Annotated in this window: 20 protein-coding genes; 2 read left to right on the top strand and 18 right to left on the bottom strand. The window is 58.2% G+C overall.

Going from position 1 to position 17,529, the window contains the following annotated elements; genetic code table 11:
* Positions 1-7: 7 nt before the first annotated feature.
* From ODQ19_RS23955 to ODQ19_RS23945, 3 genes are all read right to left on the bottom strand, one after another.
* A complete protein-coding gene (locus ODQ19_RS23955) occupies positions 8-763 on the bottom strand; it encodes an alpha/beta hydrolase family protein (protein ID WP_330211378.1) in 756 nt (251 codons plus the stop codon).
* Positions 753-1,865, bottom strand: a complete 1,113-nt coding sequence (locus tag ODQ19_RS23950; protein WP_330211377.1) for a DUF3182 family protein — start codon at positions 1,863-1,865, stop codon at positions 753-755. Before ODQ19_RS23950 ends, ODQ19_RS23955 begins: the two co-directional genes overlap by 11 nt.
* A gap of 168 nt (positions 1,866-2,033) precedes the next feature.
* Positions 2,034-3,005 (bottom strand): GlxA family transcriptional regulator, encoded by a 972-nt coding sequence (locus tag ODQ19_RS23945; RefSeq protein WP_330211376.1) that lies wholly within the window; start codon positions 3,003-3,005, stop codon positions 2,034-2,036.
* Between the two features lie 96 nt (positions 3,006-3,101).
* Between ODQ19_RS23945 and ODQ19_RS23940 the strand changes: the two genes are divergently transcribed.
* Positions 3,102-3,665 (top strand): cysteine hydrolase family protein, encoded by a 564-nt coding sequence (locus ODQ19_RS23940; RefSeq protein ID WP_330211375.1) that lies wholly within the window; start codon positions 3,102-3,104, stop codon positions 3,663-3,665.
* Between the two features lie 21 nt (positions 3,666-3,686).
* Here the strand turns inward: ODQ19_RS23940 and tam are convergent, their stop codons facing one another.
* From tam to ODQ19_RS23925, 3 genes are all read right to left on the bottom strand, one after another.
* Positions 3,687-4,448 carry a trans-aconitate 2-methyltransferase gene (tam, locus tag ODQ19_RS23935; RefSeq protein ID WP_330211374.1) on the bottom strand — a complete coding sequence of 254 codons (762 nt, stop codon included), beginning with the start codon at positions 4,446-4,448 and terminating at the stop codon, positions 3,687-3,689.
* Positions 4,449-4,630: 182 nt separating this feature from the next.
* On the bottom strand, positions 4,631-5,146 hold the full coding sequence (locus tag ODQ19_RS23930; RefSeq protein WP_020302451.1) for a single-stranded DNA-binding protein: 516 nt from the start codon (positions 5,144-5,146) through the stop codon (positions 4,631-4,633).
* Between the two features lie 9 nt (positions 5,147-5,155).
* Positions 5,156-6,550 carry an MFS transporter gene (locus ODQ19_RS23925; protein ID WP_116665530.1) on the bottom strand — a complete coding sequence of 465 codons (1,395 nt, stop codon included), beginning with the start codon at positions 6,548-6,550 and terminating at the stop codon, positions 5,156-5,158.
* A 178-nt stretch (positions 6,551-6,728) separates the two neighbouring features.
* Here ODQ19_RS23925 and uvrA point away from each other — a divergent pair, with 178 nt between their 5' ends.
* A complete protein-coding gene (gene uvrA, locus ODQ19_RS23920; protein ID WP_073523777.1) occupies positions 6,729-9,563 on the top strand; it encodes an excinuclease ABC subunit UvrA in 2,835 nt (944 codons plus the stop codon).
* Positions 9,564-9,629: 66 nt separating this feature from the next.
* On the opposite strand, the gene bfr is transcribed toward uvrA, so the two are convergent.
* The 12 genes from bfr to rpsE form a co-directional block, all read right to left on the bottom strand.
* On the bottom strand, positions 9,630-10,094 hold the full coding sequence (gene bfr, locus ODQ19_RS23915) for a bacterioferritin (protein ID WP_003176400.1): 465 nt from the start codon (positions 10,092-10,094) through the stop codon (positions 9,630-9,632).
* A gap of 155 nt (positions 10,095-10,249) precedes the next feature.
* A complete protein-coding gene (locus ODQ19_RS23910) occupies positions 10,250-11,698 on the bottom strand; it encodes a catalase (RefSeq protein WP_116665531.1) in 1,449 nt (482 codons plus the stop codon).
* Between the two features lie 237 nt (positions 11,699-11,935).
* Complete coding sequence (rplQ, locus tag ODQ19_RS23905) at positions 11,936-12,322, bottom strand: 50S ribosomal protein L17 (RefSeq protein ID WP_003176402.1); 387 nt, start codon at positions 12,320-12,322, stop codon at positions 11,936-11,938.
* A 41-nt stretch (positions 12,323-12,363) separates the two neighbouring features.
* On the bottom strand, positions 12,364-13,365 hold the full coding sequence (locus ODQ19_RS23900) for a DNA-directed RNA polymerase subunit alpha (RefSeq protein ID WP_003176403.1): 1,002 nt from the start codon (positions 13,363-13,365) through the stop codon (positions 12,364-12,366).
* 22 nt (positions 13,366-13,387) lie between these two features.
* The gene (gene rpsD, locus ODQ19_RS23895; RefSeq protein WP_003176404.1) at positions 13,388-14,008 is read right to left on the bottom strand and encodes a 30S ribosomal protein S4; all 621 of its coding nucleotides are present in this window, start codon (positions 14,006-14,008) and stop codon (positions 13,388-13,390) included.
* An 18-nt stretch (positions 14,009-14,026) separates the two neighbouring features.
* Positions 14,027-14,416: a 30S ribosomal protein S11 gene (gene rpsK / locus ODQ19_RS23890; RefSeq protein ID WP_002555466.1), complete on the bottom strand. Its 390-nt coding sequence runs from the start codon at positions 14,414-14,416 to the stop codon at positions 14,027-14,029.
* 30 nt (positions 14,417-14,446) lie between these two features.
* The gene (gene rpsM / locus ODQ19_RS23885; RefSeq protein WP_003194635.1) at positions 14,447-14,803 is read right to left on the bottom strand and encodes a 30S ribosomal protein S13; all 357 of its coding nucleotides are present in this window, start codon (positions 14,801-14,803) and stop codon (positions 14,447-14,449) included.
* 129 nt (positions 14,804-14,932) lie between these two features.
* Positions 14,933-15,049: a 50S ribosomal protein L36 gene (gene rpmJ / locus ODQ19_RS23880; RefSeq protein WP_002555468.1), complete on the bottom strand. Its 117-nt coding sequence runs from the start codon at positions 15,047-15,049 to the stop codon at positions 14,933-14,935.
* A gap of 28 nt (positions 15,050-15,077) precedes the next feature.
* Positions 15,078-16,406: a preprotein translocase subunit SecY gene (gene secY, locus ODQ19_RS23875; RefSeq protein ID WP_003194637.1), complete on the bottom strand. Its 1,329-nt coding sequence runs from the start codon at positions 16,404-16,406 to the stop codon at positions 15,078-15,080.
* The gene (rplO, locus tag ODQ19_RS23870) at positions 16,407-16,844 is read right to left on the bottom strand and encodes a 50S ribosomal protein L15 (RefSeq protein ID WP_003176407.1); all 438 of its coding nucleotides are present in this window, start codon (positions 16,842-16,844) and stop codon (positions 16,407-16,409) included. It lies immediately after the preceding gene.
* A 3-nt stretch (positions 16,845-16,847) separates the two neighbouring features.
* Positions 16,848-17,024: a 50S ribosomal protein L30 gene (gene rpmD, locus ODQ19_RS23865; protein ID WP_003176408.1), complete on the bottom strand. Its 177-nt coding sequence runs from the start codon at positions 17,022-17,024 to the stop codon at positions 16,848-16,850.
* A gap of 2 nt (positions 17,025-17,026) precedes the next feature.
* A complete protein-coding gene (gene rpsE, locus ODQ19_RS23860; protein WP_003176409.1) occupies positions 17,027-17,527 on the bottom strand; it encodes a 30S ribosomal protein S5 in 501 nt (166 codons plus the stop codon).
* Positions 17,528-17,529 lie beyond the last annotated feature (2 nt).

The following is a 17,529-nucleotide window of genomic DNA, read 5'->3' as shown; positions in this document are numbered from 1 at the left end:
CAGATGATCAACGGGACTGGATGATGCTCAACCGCTCCCCCACCACCATCTCGGTAATCCAGTCCACCAGGATCGAGGTGTACGCCTGCTGCGACACCGGGTCGCTCAGGGAATGGTCGGCACCGTCGATGATGCGGTGGGTCAGCGAATGGGTCTGCTGGCACGCCGCGCGGTAACTCATAATGGTGGCGTGGGGCACATGGTCGTCGGTTTGCGACTCGACAATCAGCACATCACCGGTAAATTGCGCGCAGGCATGCAGGGCACGGTTGGTTTCGGCGTGCACGAGGGTGCCGCGGTAATCCATCAGGTCAGCTTTATCCAAGTCGCGCTTGGGCTTGAGCCATTCCTGATCGCGGTACAGCGCCGGCACTCGTAGCGCCAGCCAACGTACCGGGCGCAACGAGGTGAGGATCGCCGCCAGGTACCCGCCATAACTGGTACCCACCACTGCCACCGCCGAGGTGTCGATAGCCGGGTGGGATAGCAGGCGGTCGTAGGCGGCCAGCAGGTCGCGCAGGTTGTCTTCACGGGTGACGCGGGACAAAGGGATGCCGGTGCCAGCATGGCCACGCAGGTCGAAGGTCAGGCACACACACCCAAGGCCTGCGATGCCTTTGGCCCGCTCCAGGTCGCGCTCCTGGCTGCCGCCCCAACCGTGCACGAACAACACACCGGGTACTTTGGACTTGGGACTGAGGAATGTCCCGCTCATCTGTTCGTCGTCTATATCGATGGTGATGCTCTCGCTTCTAGCCGTCATAAGTCTTGACCGTCACATATTTGAGTAGAAAGTCGCTGTTCTCGGCCGGGCCTCGGTATACCTCTATGGCATCCGCCGGCAGCGCTTGGTCTGCATAGGTTTCTACCGAGGACACACGGATAGCCTTCAGGCCCGGGTGGTTGATAAAGCTCTGCAGCGCCGCGACTTCCGCGCTGCTGGCTCCGCCCATGCGCCAGGATTGTTCGAGCACGCCACTGCGGCGCTGGCCTGTGCTGTCCAGGCCTTGGGCGATGTCGTAGTTGCGGCGCGAGGCGAAGAAGCCCGGGTAGGCCTCATTCGCAGCACGGTCGAAAACCAGCGCCTGTTCGATGGCCTCACGCACGTCTTCAGGCAGATCCAGTTTGAGCAGGGCTGCGTAATCACCGGGGACGACCAGCAGATCGGAACCACCGTAGACCTCTTCCCCCTGCCCGTCTTGCGTCAGGTGCTGCTCGCCGCAGTAGCTGAAGAGGTGATCGCCGATAAAGCTATGCCCCACACTGTGGGTGACCACCTCGTGCAGATCTTGTTCCAGCACCACGCCCTCATTGAACATTCGGGCCGCTTCCGGGCGCGCCACTATCGCGTCGAACTCATCCAGGCTGTGGATAACTTCCTGCCCGCGCCCTGCACAGGCGTTCACGGGTTTCAGACGAATCGGGCCGCTGTAGAGCAAGCGGGTCGCGGCAGGCCGTGCATCCTCAAGGGCGAACACACTCACACCGTCCAACACCACGTCACGCACGCGCTCGCAGAATGTCGGCGACCAGCCATCGGGCGCCTTGGCCTCGGGACTCAGCAGGCCGTGGCTGATAGCTTTGGTGCAGATGAAAGCATGATCGACATAGCCGCCCCATAGATCTTGTGGCCCCATGATATTGAGCTGGCGCGCTTGGGCGGGCCCGACCAGGGTTTGCGTGGGCAGCAGATACAATTCCCGACCCGCATGCAGGGCCGGGTCGTAACTGCCACCGAACTTGAGCCCCAGGATCTGCGCCAGCCAGCGTGCGAGGGCGCGGTTAGTTTCGATTTCATGCAAGGGCGCGCCTTCTCGCATGGAGTGGGCAACCACCAGCTTCTTGTTGCGACTTATGGGGGTCATGCGTTCCCCTTTCTATCAGCCGTTGTGTAGCAGGAGGGCTGCATGGATCAGGCCAACGTAGGGTTTGCGGGCGTGGCAGTTAAATCAATCAGTTGCGCACAAAGTGATGGCCGTTAGCCTGTTTTATTCTGCACGACCCGAGGTTAATCCTGCGGCGTTCTGCACGATTCAAACCCCAAACCGGTTGCGGTAATCACTGGGGGACAGGCCGGTGATTTTTTTGAAAATGGTACGAAAGGCGCCGGGGTCTTGATAGCCCACGGTCCAGGCAATGTGATCGATCGTGCCATTGGTGAACTCCAGCATCTGCCGCGCCTTGCCGACTCGCAGGTGCTGGCAGTACTCGGTGGGTTTCAACCCGGTGGCGTTGCGAAAGCGCCGCAGAAAGGTGCGCGCCTCCAGGTTCGCCTCCTGCGCCATCGCCGCCACGGACACATCCACCGCGCCACTGGCTTGCAGCCAATGCTGGACCTTGAGGACCGCGCTGTCACCGTGCCGGAGAATCGGCGCAAAGTTGCTACCGCACTGGCTGGCACTGGCGCTGTGTTCGATCACCAGAAAACGCGCCGTGTCGGCTGCAATGCTCGGGCCCATCAGCCGGTCGACCAGGCGCAGGCCCAGTTCGGACCAGGCCATCAGCCCCGCGGAAGTGATCAGGTCGCCGTCATCGACAATGGGTTTATCCGCTTCCAGGCGCACCGCCGGGTAACAGGCCGCAAAAGATTTCGCGGAGGACCAGTGGGTGGTGGCGCTGCGGCCATCCAACAGGCCGCTGCGCGCCAGCATGATAGAGCCGATGCACACGCCGCCAAGCACGGTGCCGGCCGCATGTTGCTGGCGCAGCCACTCCAGCAACGCGGGCGGCGCCTGGTCTTCGGTGAACTCTGCAATCGAGGGTGGCACCAACACGGCCATCATCAGTTGGTCGGGGCCTGGGTGGCTGTCGAACGTGCGCGCGGGCGTGCCGTGAGCATCTACCTGCCAGTGGCTGACCCGCAGCAGCGGCAGTTGCGCAGATTCATGCTCGGCGGCGATGCGGTTAGCGACCCCGAACAGGTCGGTCAGCCCGTGGACTGCGGCGAGTTGCGCGCCCTGGTAGATCAACACACCCAGCTCGACAGTGCTGCGTTGCGCGGCCATTGTCAGTTTTCCCCCTGTTATTGTCGGTGCGGCCAATTCTCTGTGTGATCGCCAGCTAAGATACTAGGCCCATCAACCCATCACGAGGCAACACACATGGCCAAGCAGGCGCTCATCCTAATCGATATCCAGAACGACTACTTCCCCCAGGGCAAGTGGCCGCTCGACGGCGTGGAAGCCGCAGCGGACAAGGCGGCGCTGGTGCTACAGGCGTTTCGACAAGCCGGCGATGCAGTGATTCATGTACGCCATGAGTTCGCCGGGGACGATGCACCGTTCTTCACACCGGGCTCCGAAGGCGCGCACTTGCATGCCAAGGTGCTCAACGAGGGCGATGAACCGGTGGTGCTCAAACACTTCGTGAATGCGTTTCGCCAAACCAATCTGCGCGAATTGCTGGAACAGCGCAGCATCACCGACGTGGTGGTGGTGGGCAGCATGAGCCATATGTGCGTTGACGCCGTAGTGCGGGCGGCGGCGGACCTGGGCTACAAGGTTACGGTCATTCATGACGCCTGTGCCACTCGCGACCAGGAATTCAACGGCCAGGTGATACCGGCGGCACAGGTGCACGGGGCGTACATGGCCTCCCTGGCATTTGGCTATGCGGGTGTAGTGTCGGCAGAAGAATATCTGAAGGCCCAAGCAGCGGTTGCATGACCGCCACCCGGATTGATCGCGTTAGCGTGTGGCGATGATGAACAGGCGCGGAAAGGGCAACAACACCGTGCCATCGGCCAGGGCTGGATAAGCCAGGGTAATTCGCGCCTGGTAGTGCTGCAGGAAGGCGGCTTTTTCATCGTCGGTCAACGGTGCGAGAAAAGGCCGCAATGCCGAGGCCTTGAACCACTCCACCACCGCCGCGTGGTCCGCCAACGGGTGTTGATAGGTGGTGCGCCACACGTCCACGGTACTGCAATGCTTGCTCAGCAGCTCGTAGTAGTAACTGGCGGTGTGCCGCTCATTGTGTTTGACCGCCCCTATCTTCGCCGACCATGGGCCATCGGCCGCAACTTCGCGGGCCAGGCGATGAGCGGGCTCGTCAAGGTTGTCCGGGGTTTGCACCGCCAGCGTACCGCCTGGATTCAGTTGGTGGACCAAGTGCGGGTAGAGCGTGGCGTGGTCGGGCAGCCATTGCAGCGAGGCATTGGCCAGGATCACATCCAAGCGTTGCGCAGGATGCCAGGCGCCGATGTCTGCCAACTCGAAGTTCAACCTGGGCAGGCGCTTGCGGGCGTCTGCCAACATGTCATCGGAGCTGTCCATACCCGTGACCTCTGCTTGGGGGAAACGCTCGGCCAGTACTTCGGTGGAGTTCCCCGGCCCGCACCCCAGGTCGACGGCGGTCACCACGTCGGTGTTGGGAATTGCCGCAACCAGGTCACGGACGGGGCGAGTGCGCTGCTGTTCGAACATCGTGTACTGCTTGGCGGACCAGGTCATCACAGCTTCCTTCTTTCTTAGAGGTGGCGACAGCCTAAATCTTGTGAGCCATGAGAACAAATGCTGGGGTTGGTGTGCTGCCTGCACAAAGGCAGCGCGTGCACCGACGCCTGTTCATCGCCCATAAAAAACCCCCGATGCTTTCGCTATCGGGGGTTTTGTTTGTTCCAAGGTGTCAGGCCTTAGAACGGGATATCGTCATCAAAGCTGTCGAAATCCTGAGCCGGTTGCGGAGCAGCCTGTTGTGGCGCTGGGCGCGACTCACGCTGTGGCTGCTGGCTTGGCTGCGGACGCGACTGCTGCGGGCGCGGTGCCGAGTTGGACATGCCGCCCTGGCCCTGTTGGTCGCCCTGTGGACGGCCGCCCAGCAGTTGCATGGTGCCTTGCATGTCGACCACGATTTCGGTGGTGTAACGCTTGATGCCGTCTTTTTCCCACTCGCGGGTTTGCAGTTTGCCTTCGATGTACACCTGCGAACCTTTGCGCAGGTATTCACCGGCGATCTCTGCGACCTTGCCGAACATCGACACGCGGTGCCATTCGGTCTTCTCGACCTTCTGGCCGGTCTGCTTGTCGGTCCACTGTTCGCTGGTCGCCAGGCTCAGGTTGGTCACGGCGTTACCGTTAGGCAAGTAGCGAACTTCGGGATCCTGGCCGCAAGTACCGACCAATATGACTTTGTTAACCCCACGGGCCATAACGTTCTCCTAGGCTGGGCGCGCTGTCGGCACTGGGTTGACCAGTTGCTCGAGCGTCGCGCGATCCAATAATTCGGTGTCCAATTTGATGTAAATGGCCGCTTCTTCTGCGACCACAACTGCATCCGTTACCCCTACGACGGCCTTCAGGCGCTCGACCAGGCCAGCTTCGCGGATCGCCTCGGGCGATAGCGGCAAACGCAGGCTGGTGACGTAGGGAGGTTCGCGCATGGTAACAGCAAAGGCCAGCCAAAGTGCAGCCAGCGCGGCGCATCCGAGGAACACAACCGACAAACCGCCATGCTGGAACATCCAGCCGCCCATGATGCCACCCAACGCGGAGCCCAGGAACTGGCTGGTGGAATACACCCCCATGGCCGTGCCCTTGCCGCCCGCCGGTGAAACTTTACTGATCAGCGACGGCAACGACGCTTCGAGCAGGTTGAACGCGGTGAAAAACACCACCGTGCCGATCACCAATGCGCGCAGGCTGTCGCCGAACTGCCAGAAGAATAGTTCAGTGAGCATCAATGTCGCGACGGCGCCGAGTAAAACTCGTTTCATTTTGCGTTTCTTCTCGCCATAGATAATGAACGGGATCATGGCGAAGAACGAAATCAACAGCGCAGTGAGGTAGACCCACCAGTGCTGCTCCTTGGGTAACCCGGCTTTTTCCACCAGGGCCAGGGGCAAGGCGACGAAGCTGCACATCAGCATGGCGTGTAATACGAAGATACCTAAATCCAGGCGCAGCAGGTCCGGGTGCTTGAGCGTCGGCAGCAACGCCTTGCGTGCAACGCCCGATTCACGGTGCGCCAGGGTGCCGGTGGAGCGCGGCACCATAAAGGCCACGATCAGGATGCCGAACAACGCCATGCCGCCCGTGGCCAGGAACAGCCCATGCAAGCCGAACGCACGCGTGAGCAAGGGCCCGACCACCATGGCCACGGCAAACGACAGGCCGATGGTCATGCCGATCATCGCCATGGCCTTGGTGCGGTGTTGTTCGCGGGTCAGGTCGGACAACAGCGCCATCACGGCGGCGGAAATCGCACCGGCGCCCTGCAGGATGCGGCCGGCGATCACGCCCCAGATCGAATCGGATTGGGCCGCTAGCACACTGCCAAGGGCGAATACGATCAGCCCGAGATAGATCACCGGGCGACGGCCAATGCGGTCGGAAATAATCCCGAACGGGATCTGGAAAATCGCCTGGGTCAGGCCATAGGCTCCAATCGCCAGGCCGATCAAGGCGGGGGTCGCACCTGCGAGATCCATCCCATAGGTGGCCAGCACCGGCAGCACCATAAACATGCCCAGCATACGGAAGGCGAACACCAGGGCCAGACCGCTTGCCGCTCGGGTCTCGCCGCTACTCATGCGTTCGCTGTGGGGATCGTGCATGGAAAAACCTCGTGTGAACCGGCGGCGATTCTACCAGTCCCATCGATTGAGAGGGTATATGCGGCGCTTTGCCGCGCAGCTTTCATGTAAGGCTGCAAGCGGCGTTTTGACAGTGTATATTCATCCAGTCTTTAGCCGTATACTCCGGCATCATTTACGCCCGCCGTGCGAGGCCATCTTGGACAAGATCCTGATTCGTGGGGCTAGAACCCACAACCTGAAGAACATCGACCTGACCCTGCCCCGGGACAAACTGATCGTCATCACCGGCTTGTCCGGCTCCGGCAAATCGTCCCTGGCGTTCGACACGCTGTATGCCGAAGGTCAGCGTCGCTATGTGGAATCGCTGTCGGCCTACGCCCGGCAGTTCTTGTCGATGATGGAAAAGCCCGATGTCGACACCATTGAAGGCCTGTCGCCGGCTATTTCCATCGAGCAGAAATCCACGTCCCACAACCCGCGCTCCACCGTGGGTACCATTACCGAGATCTACGACTACCTGCGCCTGCTCTACGCACGCGTGGGTATCCCCCGCTGCCCGGACCACGATATCCCCCTGGAAGCCCAGACCGTCAGCCAGATGGTCGACCTGGTGCTGGCCCAGCCCGAAGGCGCCAAGCTGATGCTGCTGGCGCCCGTCATTCGCGAGCGCAAGGGCGAACACCTGTCGGTCTTCGAAGAACTGCGTGCCCAGGGCTTCGTGCGTGCGCGCATCAACGGCAAGCTCTATGAGCTGGACGAAGCGCCGAAGCTGGACAAGCAGAAAAAGCACTCCATTGATGTGGTGGTCGACCGATTCAAGGTGCGCGCCGACTTGCAGCAGCGTTTGGCGGAATCGTTCGAAACCGCGCTGAAGCTGGCCGATGGCATTGCCCTGGTAGCACCGATGGATGACGAGCCGGGCGAAGAGATCATCTTCTCCGCACGCTTCGCCTGCCCGATCTGTGGCCATGCCATCAGCGAGCTGGAACCCAAACTGTTTTCCTTCAACAACCCGGCGGGCGCCTGCCCGACCTGCGACGGCCTGGGTGTGAAGCAGTTTTTCGATATCAAGCGCCTGGTCAATGGCGAACTGACCTTGGCCGAGGGGGCGATACGCGGATGGGACAGGCGTAACGTCTATTACTTCCAGATGCTTGGGTCGTTGGCCTCCCACTACAAGTTCAGCCTGGAAGTACCGTTCAACCAGCTCCCGGCAGACCAGCAGAAGGTCATTCTAAATGGCAGCGGTTCGCAGAATGTCGACTTCAAATACCTGAACGACCGCGGCGATATCGTCAAGCGCTCGCACCCGTTCGAAGGCATCGTGCCAAACCTGGAACGCCGTTACCGCGAAACCGAATCGGCGAGCGTGCGCGAGGAGCTGGCGAAGTTCCTCAGTACGCAGCCATGCCCGGACTGCCGTGGCACGCGCCTGCGCCGTGAAGCCCGGCATGTATGGGTGGGCGAGAAGACCCTGCCGGCAGTGACCAACCTGCCGATCGGCGATGCCTGTGAATACTTTGGCGTGCTGAAGCTGACCGGTCGTCGTGGAGAAATTGCCGACAAGATCCTCAAGGAGATTCGCGAGCGATTGCAGTTTCTGGTCAACGTGGGCCTGGACTATCTATCGCTGGACCGCAGCGCCGATACCTTGTCTGGTGGTGAGGCACAGCGTATTCGCCTGGCCAGCCAGATTGGCGCGGGCCTTGTAGGCGTGCTGTATATCCTCGACGAGCCGTCGATTGGCTTGCACCAACGGGATAACGACCGCCTGCTGGGCACGCTGAAACACCTGCGCGATATCGGCAATACCGTGATCGTGGTCGAGCATGATGAAGACGCTATCCGCCTGGCGGACTACGTGGTCGATATCGGCCCCGGCGCGGGCGTGCATGGTGGCCATATAGTTGCTGAAGGCACGCCTGCCGAGGTGATGGCACATCCTGATTCACTGACCGGCAAATACTTGTCGGGGCGTGTGAAGATTGAAGTACCTGCCAAGCGGACGCCGCGCAACAAGAAAATGGCGCTGCATCTCAAGGGCGCGCGCGGGAACAACCTGCGCAATGTCGACCTGGAGATTCCGCTGGGCCTGCTGACCTGCGTGACCGGCGTTTCCGGTTCGGGCAAGTCGACACTGATCAACAACACCCTGTTCCCACTGAGTGCTACCGCCCTGAATGGCGCGACCACCCTGGAAGCGGCGGCTCACGACAGCATCAAGGGCCTGGAGCATTTGGACAAGGTCGTCGACATCGACCAGAGCCCGATTGGGCGTACGCCTCGCTCCAACCCAGCCACCTACACCGGGCTGTTTACCCCTATCCGTGAGTTGTTCGCTGGCGTGCCAGAGTCGCGCTCACGGGGTTATGGGCCGGGCCGGTTCTCGTTCAACGTCAAGGGTGGCCGCTGTGAAGCGTGCCAGGGCGATGGCCTCATCAAGGTGGAGATGCACTTCCTGCCGGACATCTACGTGCCTTGCGATGTGTGCAAGAGCAAGCGCTACAACCGCGAGACCCTGGAGATCAAGTACAAGGGCAAGAGCATCCACGAGACCCTGGAAATGACGATCGAGGAAGCTCGCGAGTTCTTCGACGCAGTGCCGGCGTTGGCGCGCAAGCTGCAGACGCTAATGGATGTGGGCCTGTCGTACATCAAGCTGGGGCAATCAGCGACCACGCTGTCGGGTGGCGAGGCGCAGCGGGTCAAGCTGTCTCGCGAGCTGTCCAAGCGCGATACTGGCAAAACCTTGTACATCCTCGATGAGCCGACCACTGGCCTGCACTTCGCGGATATCCAGCAGTTGCTGGACGTACTTCACCGCTTGCGGGACCACGGCAATACCGTGGTGGTGATCGAGCACAACCTTGATGTGATCAAGACTGCCGACTGGCTGGTAGACCTGGGGCCGGAAGGCGGCTCGAAGGGTGGCCAGATCATCGCAGTGGGCACGCCGGAGCAGGTCTGCGAAATGCCGCAGTCGCACACCGGTTACTACCTGAAACCGTTGCTGGAACGCGACCGGGCCTGATCTTTTCATCGTCCAATAAAAAGCCCCTGTCACTTTGCGGTGACAGGGGCTTTTTATAGCCGGGAATCAGAACTGCGATTGCAGGTAATTCTCCAGACCGATCAGCTTGATCAGGCCCAACTGCTTTTCCAGCCAGTAGGTGTGATCTTCTTCGGTGTCATTCAACTGCACCCGCAGTATTTCCCGGGTGACATAGTCGTTGTGCTGCTCGCAAAGCTCTATGCCCTTGCAGAGTGCGGCACGGACCTTGTATTCAAGGCGAAGATCGGCAGCGAGCATGTCAGGCACTGTGGTACCCACGTCCAGATCATCAGGACGCATACGCGGCGTGCCTTCGAGCATCAGAATGCGGCGCATCAGGGCGTCAGCGTGCTGTGCCTCTTCTTCCATTTCGTGGTTGATACGCTCGTAGAGCTCGGTAAAGCCCCAGTCTTCGTACATACGCGAATGGATGAAATATTGGTCACGAGCTGCCAGTTCGCCCGTCAGCAACGTGTTGAGGTAATCGATTACGTCGGGGTGACCTTGCATCGCCCTACATCTCCCTGCTTGAAAGACTGTAGTTTGAACCATGCTGACTTGAAGGTCACGGGACAAACGGCAGAAAAGTGAAGATTTCCGGAGAAAAGTAGCTGAAATAACGCAAAAACCGCCCAAATGAGGGCGGTTCTGCTTATCGTTTAGAGTCAGTTAAGCGATACACCCAGTGCCTTTGCGATTGCTTCTCCATAAGCCGGGTCGGCCTTATAGAAGTGCTGCAGTTGACGCTGGACCACATCACTAGAAACCCCACCCATGGCGCCCGCGATGTTATTGGTGAGCAAAGCTTTCTGCTCATCATTCATCAGACGGAACAGCGCACCGGCGTGGCTGTAGTAGTCCGTATCTTCGCGATGATCGTAGCGATCAGCGGCGCCGCTCAGGGCCAATGCTGGCTCTGCATACTGCGGAGCTTGTTTCGGTGCGTCGGCATAGCTGTTTGGCTCGTAGTTCGGAGCTGCACCACCGTTGCTGCCGAAAGCCATGGAACCGTCACGCTGGTAGCTGTTAACCGGGCTACGTGGCGCGTTCACCGGCAGTTGCTGGTGGTTGGTGCCCACACGGTAACGGTGAGCATCGGCGTAGGCAAAAACCCGACCTTGCAGCATACGGTCTGGCGACAGGCCAACGCCTGGGACCATGTTGCTTGGGCCAAATGCCGCCTGCTCGACTTCTGCGAAGTAGTTCTGCGGATTACGGTTGAGCTCCAACTCACCCACTTCAATCAACGGAAACTCTTTTTGCGACCAGGTCTTGGTCACATCAAACGGGTTCTCGTAATGGGCATTCGCCTGCGCCTCGGTCATGATCTGGATGCACACGCGCCACTTGGGGAAGTCACCACGCTCGATTGCACCAAACAGATCACGCTGGGCGTAGTCAGGATCGGTACCCGCCAAGCGTGCAGCCTCGGCCGGCGCCAGGTTCTTGATGCCTTGCTTGGTCTTGTAGTGCCACTTCACCCAATGACGCTCGCCCTGGGCGTTGATCAGACTGTAAGTGTGGCTGCCAAAACCATGCATGTGACGGTAGCCGTCTGGAATCCCGCGGTCCGAAAACAGGATGGTGACCTGGTGCAAAGCCTCTGGGGAGTGCGACCAGAAATCCCACATCATCTGCGCGCTTTTCAGGTTGCTTTGGGGCAGACGCTTCTGGGTGTGGATAAAGTCCGGGAATTTCAGCGGGTCACGGATAAAGAACACCGGGGTGTTGTTACCAACGATGTCCCAGTTACCCTCTTCGGTATAGAACTTCAGGGCAAAGCCACGTGGATCACGTTCAGTGTCAGCAGAACCGCGCTCACCGCCTACAGTGGAGAATCGCAAGAATGTCGGCGTTTGCTTGCCAACAGATTCGAACAGCTTGGCGCTGGTGTACTGGGTGATGTCACGGGTGACTGTGAACGTACCGTAGGCGCCCGATCCTTTGGCGTGCACGCGACGCTCAGGAATGTTTTCACGGTTGAAGTGAGCGAGCTTCTCGATCAGGTGGAAATCGTCGAGTAACAACGGACCACGAGGGCCCGCGGAACGGGAGTTCTGGTTATCCGCAACGGGAGCGCCGCTGGCGGTGGTAAGGACTTTATTCTGGCTCATGCTCAATCTTCCTCAGGTCGGACTTGGAACTGCCGGCTAATCGGCTTGGAGGGAGTATTAATCATCAACACCACGCGTACAAATTCATTAAATTGCAGGCGTCGATAGAGAATAACTAACAGCACTCCGTTCGCTATAGTGCAGCGCCCGGCCTACGGAAGCTTGTATAAATTGCGCTTTTGTTACGCGCACAAAAAACCGGGCACTAGGCCCGGTTCTTCGTTGCAGCTTGTCGTCTTACTCGGCGCTTACAGCTTCGCCGGCAGTAGCACGATCAACCAACTCGACGTACGCCATAGGCGCGTTGTCGCCAGCGCGGAAACCGCACTTGAGGATGCGCAGGTAGCCACCCTCACGGGTAGCGTAACGCTTGCCCAGGTCGTTGAAGAGCTTACCAACGATAGCTTTCGAACGAGTACGGTCGAAAGCCAGACGGCGGTTAGCCAGGCTGTCTGTCTTGGCCAAAGTGATCAGCGGCTCAGCAACGCGACGCAGTTCTTTAGCTTTCGGCAGTGTAGTTTTGATCAGCTCGTGCTCGAACAGCGACACCGCCATGTTTTGGAACATGGCCTTGCGGTGCGAGCTGGTACGGCTCAGGTGACGACCACTTTTACGATGACGCATGGTTCATTCCTTACCAAACTCACGTTCGGTGATTACGACGATCAGGCAGTCGCCTTGTCGTCCTTCTTAAGACTTGCAGGCGGCCAGTTGTCGAGGCGCATGCCGAGGGACAGACCGCGGGAGGCCAGAACGTCCTTGATTTCAGTCAAGGATTTCTTGCCCAGGTTCGGAGTCTTCAACAGTTCTACTTCGGTGCGCTGGATCAGGTCACCGATGTAGTAAATGTTTTCCGCCTTAAGGCAGTTAGCCGAACGTACAGTCAGTTCCAGATCGTCAACCGGGCGAAGCAGGATCGGATCGATCTCGTCTTCTTGCTCGATTACCACTGGTTCGCTGTCACCTTTGAGGTCGACGAACGCAGCCAACTGCTGTTGCAGAATGGTTGCAGCGCGGCGGATAGCCTCTTCAGGATCCAGGGTACCGTTGGTTTCCAGATCAATAACCAGCTTGTCCAGGTTAGTACGCTGCTCGACACGGGCGTTTTCCACCACGTATGCGATACGGCGAACCGGGCTGAACGAAGAGTCAAGCTGCAAGCGACCAATGCTGCGGCTTTCGTCTTCATCGCTCTGACGCGAGTCGGCCGGTTCATAACCACGACCACGAGCTACAGTGAGCTTCATGTTCAGGGCGCCGTTAGACGCCAGGTTAGCGATTACGTGATCGGGGTTAACGATCTCGACATCATGATCCAGCTGAATATCGGCAGCGGTAACCACCCCCGAACCCTTCTTCGACAAGGTCAGCGTAACTTCGTCACGGCCGTGCAGCTTGATAGCCAGACCTTTAAGGTTCAACAGGATTTCAATTACGTCTTCCTGTACACCTTCGATGGCGCTGTACTCGTGGAGCACACCGTCAATCTCGGCCTCGACTACTGCACAGCCGGGCATTGAGGACAACAGGATGCGGCGCAGCGCGTTGCCCAGGGTGTGGCCAAAACCACGCTCGAGAGGCTCGAGAGTAATTTTGGCGCGGGTTGGACTGACAACCTGCACATCAATGTGGCGGGGTGTCAGGAACTCATTTACCGAAATCTGCATGGATGCACCTATTTTCTAGCCCTTACTTGGAGTAGAGCTCGACAATCAGGCTTTCGTTGATGTCGGCGGACAGATCACTGCGAGCAGGAACGTTCTTGAAAACGCCCGACTTCTTCTCAGTGTCTACTTCTACCCATTCTACGCGGCCACGTTGGGCACACAGATCGAGAGCTTGGACAATGCGAAGTTGGTTTTTTGCTTTCTCGCGAACTGCGACCACGTCACCAGCACGAACCTGGTAGGACGGAACGTTTACGGTCTGACCGTTAACGCTGATCGACTTGTGCGATACCAGCTGACGGGATTCGGCACGAGTCGAACCAAAGCCCATACGGTATACAACGTTGTCCAGACGGCATTCGAGCAGTTGCAGCAGGTTTTCACCGGTTGCACCTTTCTTGCCAGCAGCTTCTTTGTAGTAGCCGCTGAACTGACGCTCGAGAACGCCGTAGATACGACGGACCTTCTGCTTTTCACGCAGTTGGGTGCCGTAGTCGGACTGGCGACCGCGGCGTTGGCCGTGGATACCAGGTGCTGCTTCAATGTTGCACTTCGATTCGATCGCGCGCACGCCGCTCTTCAGGAAGAGATCGGTGCCTTCGCGACGAGCGAGTTTGCATTTTGGACCAATGTAACGAGCCATTCTTTACAATCTCCTGGATTACACGCGGCGCTTCTTCGGCGGACGGCACCCGTTGTGCGGGATTGGCGTCACGTCGGTGATGCTGGCGATCTTATAGCCACAGCCGTTCAAAGCACGGACAGCAGACTCACGACCTGGACCTGGACCCTTGACGTTAACGTCGAGGTTTTTCAGGCCGTATTCCAGCGCAGCTTGACCAGCACGTTCAGCAGCTACTTGAGCAGCAAACGGGGTGGACTTGCGGGAACCGCGGAAACCCGAACCACCGGAGGTAGCCCAAGAAAGCGCGTTACCTTGACGGTCGGTGATGGTCACGATTGTGTTGTTAAAAGATGCATGGATGTGGGCGATGCCATCAACCACTGTCTTTTTAACTTTTTTACGAGGACGAGCAGCAGGTTTTGCCATGATAATTTTCCTGTCGATTCGCTGGGGCGATTACTTGCGGATCGGCTTACGCGGACCTTTACGGGTACGCGCGTTAGTCTTGGTACGCTGACCGCGTACTGGAAGACCACGACGATGACGCAGACCGCGATAGCAACCGAGGTCCATCAAACGCTTGATTTTCATGTTGATTTCGCGACGCAGGTCACCTTCAGTGGTGAACTTCGCCACTTCGCCACGCAGCTGTTCAATCTGCTCGTCGCTCAGATCCTTGATCTTAGCGGCTGGGTTTACCCCAGCAACTGCGCAAATTTTCTGCGCAGTAGTGCGACCAACACCATAGATGTAGGTCAGCGAGATAACAGTGTGCTTGTTATCTGGAATGTTAACGCCTGCAATACGGGCCATTCAGTGGGACTCCAATTGACAGCTACCTACGCCCCGGAAGCCAAGAAATAGGGCGCGAGATAATATCGCTGTAATAACAAATAATCAACCCGGCAGCGCACTAGCTGCCGGGCTTCAAGCGGATCACACTCAGCCTTGGCGCTGTTTGTGACGCGGTTCCGCGCTGCAAATTACTCGAACAACACCTTCGCGGCGAATAATCTTGCAGTTACGGCACAGCTTTTTCACCGATGCACGAACTTTCATCACCAACTCCTCGAACCTTATGGGGTACTCAGCGCAACATGCCGCTGCCGTAGCCCTTCAGGTTGGCTTTCTTCATCAGGGATTCGTACTGGTGCGAAACGAGGTGCGATTGTACTTGGGACATGAAGTCCATCACAACCACGACCACGATCAGCAACGAGGTCCCGCCAAGGTAGAACGGAACGTTTGCTGCAACCACCAGGAACTGGGGCAACAAGCACACGGCCGTCATATATAGAGCACCGAACAGGGTCAAACGGGTCAGAACGCCATCAATATAGCGTGCCGACTGCTCACCTGGACGGATGCCCGGAATAAAGGCACCGGACTTCTTCAGGTTTTCCGCTACGTCTTTCGGATTGAACATCAACGCCGTATAGAAGAAGCAGAAGAAAATAATCCCTGCACTAAACAGCAGAATATTCAACGGCTGACCAGGAGCGATCGACTGAGAGAGGTCCTGCAACCAGCCCATATTTTCGGACTGACCAAACCAGGTACCCAACGAAGCCGGAAACAGCAAGATGCTGCTCGCGAAAATTGCCGGAATAACACCGGCCATATTCACTTTCAGCGGCAAGTGGCTGGTCTGCGCAGCGAAGACCTTACGGCCCTGCTGACGCTTGGCGTAGTGAACAGCAATACGACGCTGGCCACGCTCAATGAACACCACAAAACCGATAATCGCTACTGCCAGCAAACCGATGGCAACCAAGGCGAAGATATTGATATCACCCTGACGCGCAGACTCGAAAGACTGCCCGATTGCTCTCGGAAGACCGGCGACGATACCTGCGAAAATCAACATCGAGATACCGTTGCCAACACCACGCTCAGTAATCTGCTCACCCAGCCACATCATGAACATCGCACCAGCCACAAACGTGGATACTGCGACGAAATGGAAGCCAAAGTCACCAGTGAACGCAACGCCCTGCCCTGCCAGGCCAACGGACATGCCGATAGCTTGAACCAGGGCGAGGACGACAGTGCCGTAGCGGGTGTACTGGCTAATCTTGCGACGGCCAGCTTCACCTTCCTTCTTCAACTGCTCCAGCTGCGGGCTGACGGCTGTCATCAGTTGCATGATGATCGATGCCGAAATGTACGGCATGATCCCCAGTGCAAAGATGCTCATCCGCTCCAGCGCGCCGCCGGAAAACATGTTGAACAAGCTAAGAATGGTCCCCTCATTCTGTCGAAACAGGTCTGCGAGTCGGTCCGGGTTGATACCTGGAACCGGGATGTGTGCGCCTATTCGGTAGACGATAATCGCCAGGAACAGAAAACGCAGACGAGCCCAAAGTTCAGACATACCGCCTTTGCCGAGCGCTGAGAGAGCACCTTGCTTAGCCATTTATTCCTCGAACTTGCCGCCAGCTGCTTCGATAGCCGAACGCGCACCTTTGGTGGCGCCGATTCCCTTGCCGATAGTGACAGCGCGAGTCACTTCACCGGACAGCATGATTTTCACACGCTGTACGTTGACGTTGATCACGTTGGCATCTTTCAGGGTCTGCACAGTAACGATGTCGCCTTCCACTTTAGCCAGCTCGGACAGACGCACTTCTGCGCGGTCCATGGCTTTCAGGGATACGAAACCGAACTTAGGCAGGCGACGATGCAGCGGCTGTTGACCACCTTCAAAGCCTGGAGCAATGGTGCCACCGGAGCGGGAGGTTTGACCCTTGTGGCCACGGCCACCGGTCTTACCCAAACCACTACCGATACCACGGCCCGGACGATGCTTTTCGCGACGGGAACCCGGCGCTGGACTCAGATCATTGAGTTTCATCGATTAACCCTCTACACGCAGCATGTAGTAAGCCTTGTTGATCATCCCGCGATTCTCGGGAGTATCCTGGACTTCTACAGTGTGACCGATGCGACGCAGACCCAAACCTTTAACGCACAATTTGTGGTTAGGGATGCGGCCGGTCATGCTTTTGATCAGCGTTACTTTAACGGTAGCCATGATCAGAAGATCTCCTTGACAGTCAGACCACGCTTAGCAGCGATGGACTCAGGAGATTGCATAGCCTTCAGACCCTTGAAAGTGGCGTGAACCACGTTTACCGGGTTAGTCGAGCCGTAGCACTTGGCCAGAACGTTCTGAACGCCAGCAACTTCGAGGACAGCACGCATAGCGCCGCCAGCGATGATACCGGTACCTTCAGAAGCAGGCTGCATGTACACCTTCGAAGCGCCGTGAGCGGACTTCATTGCGTACTGCAGAGTGGTGCCGTTCAGATCAACTTGGATCATGTTGCGACGAGCAGCTTCCATTGCCTTCTGGATCGCGGCAGGCACTTCACGTGACTTGCCACGGCCGAAGCCAACACGCCCTTTACCATCACCCACCACGGTCAACGCGGTGAAAGTGAAGATACGGCCGCCTTTAACGGTTTTGGCTACGCGGTTAACTTGAACCAGCTTCTCAATGTAGCCTTCGTCGCGCTTTTGGTCGTTATTTGACATAA

The organism is Pseudomonas sp. AM4(2022) (assembly GCF_036346515.1).
GTDB lineage: Bacteria > Pseudomonadota > Gammaproteobacteria > Pseudomonadales > Pseudomonadaceae > Aquipseudomonas > Aquipseudomonas paracarnis.
This window is presented reverse-complemented; position numbering and strand designations above follow the sequence as displayed.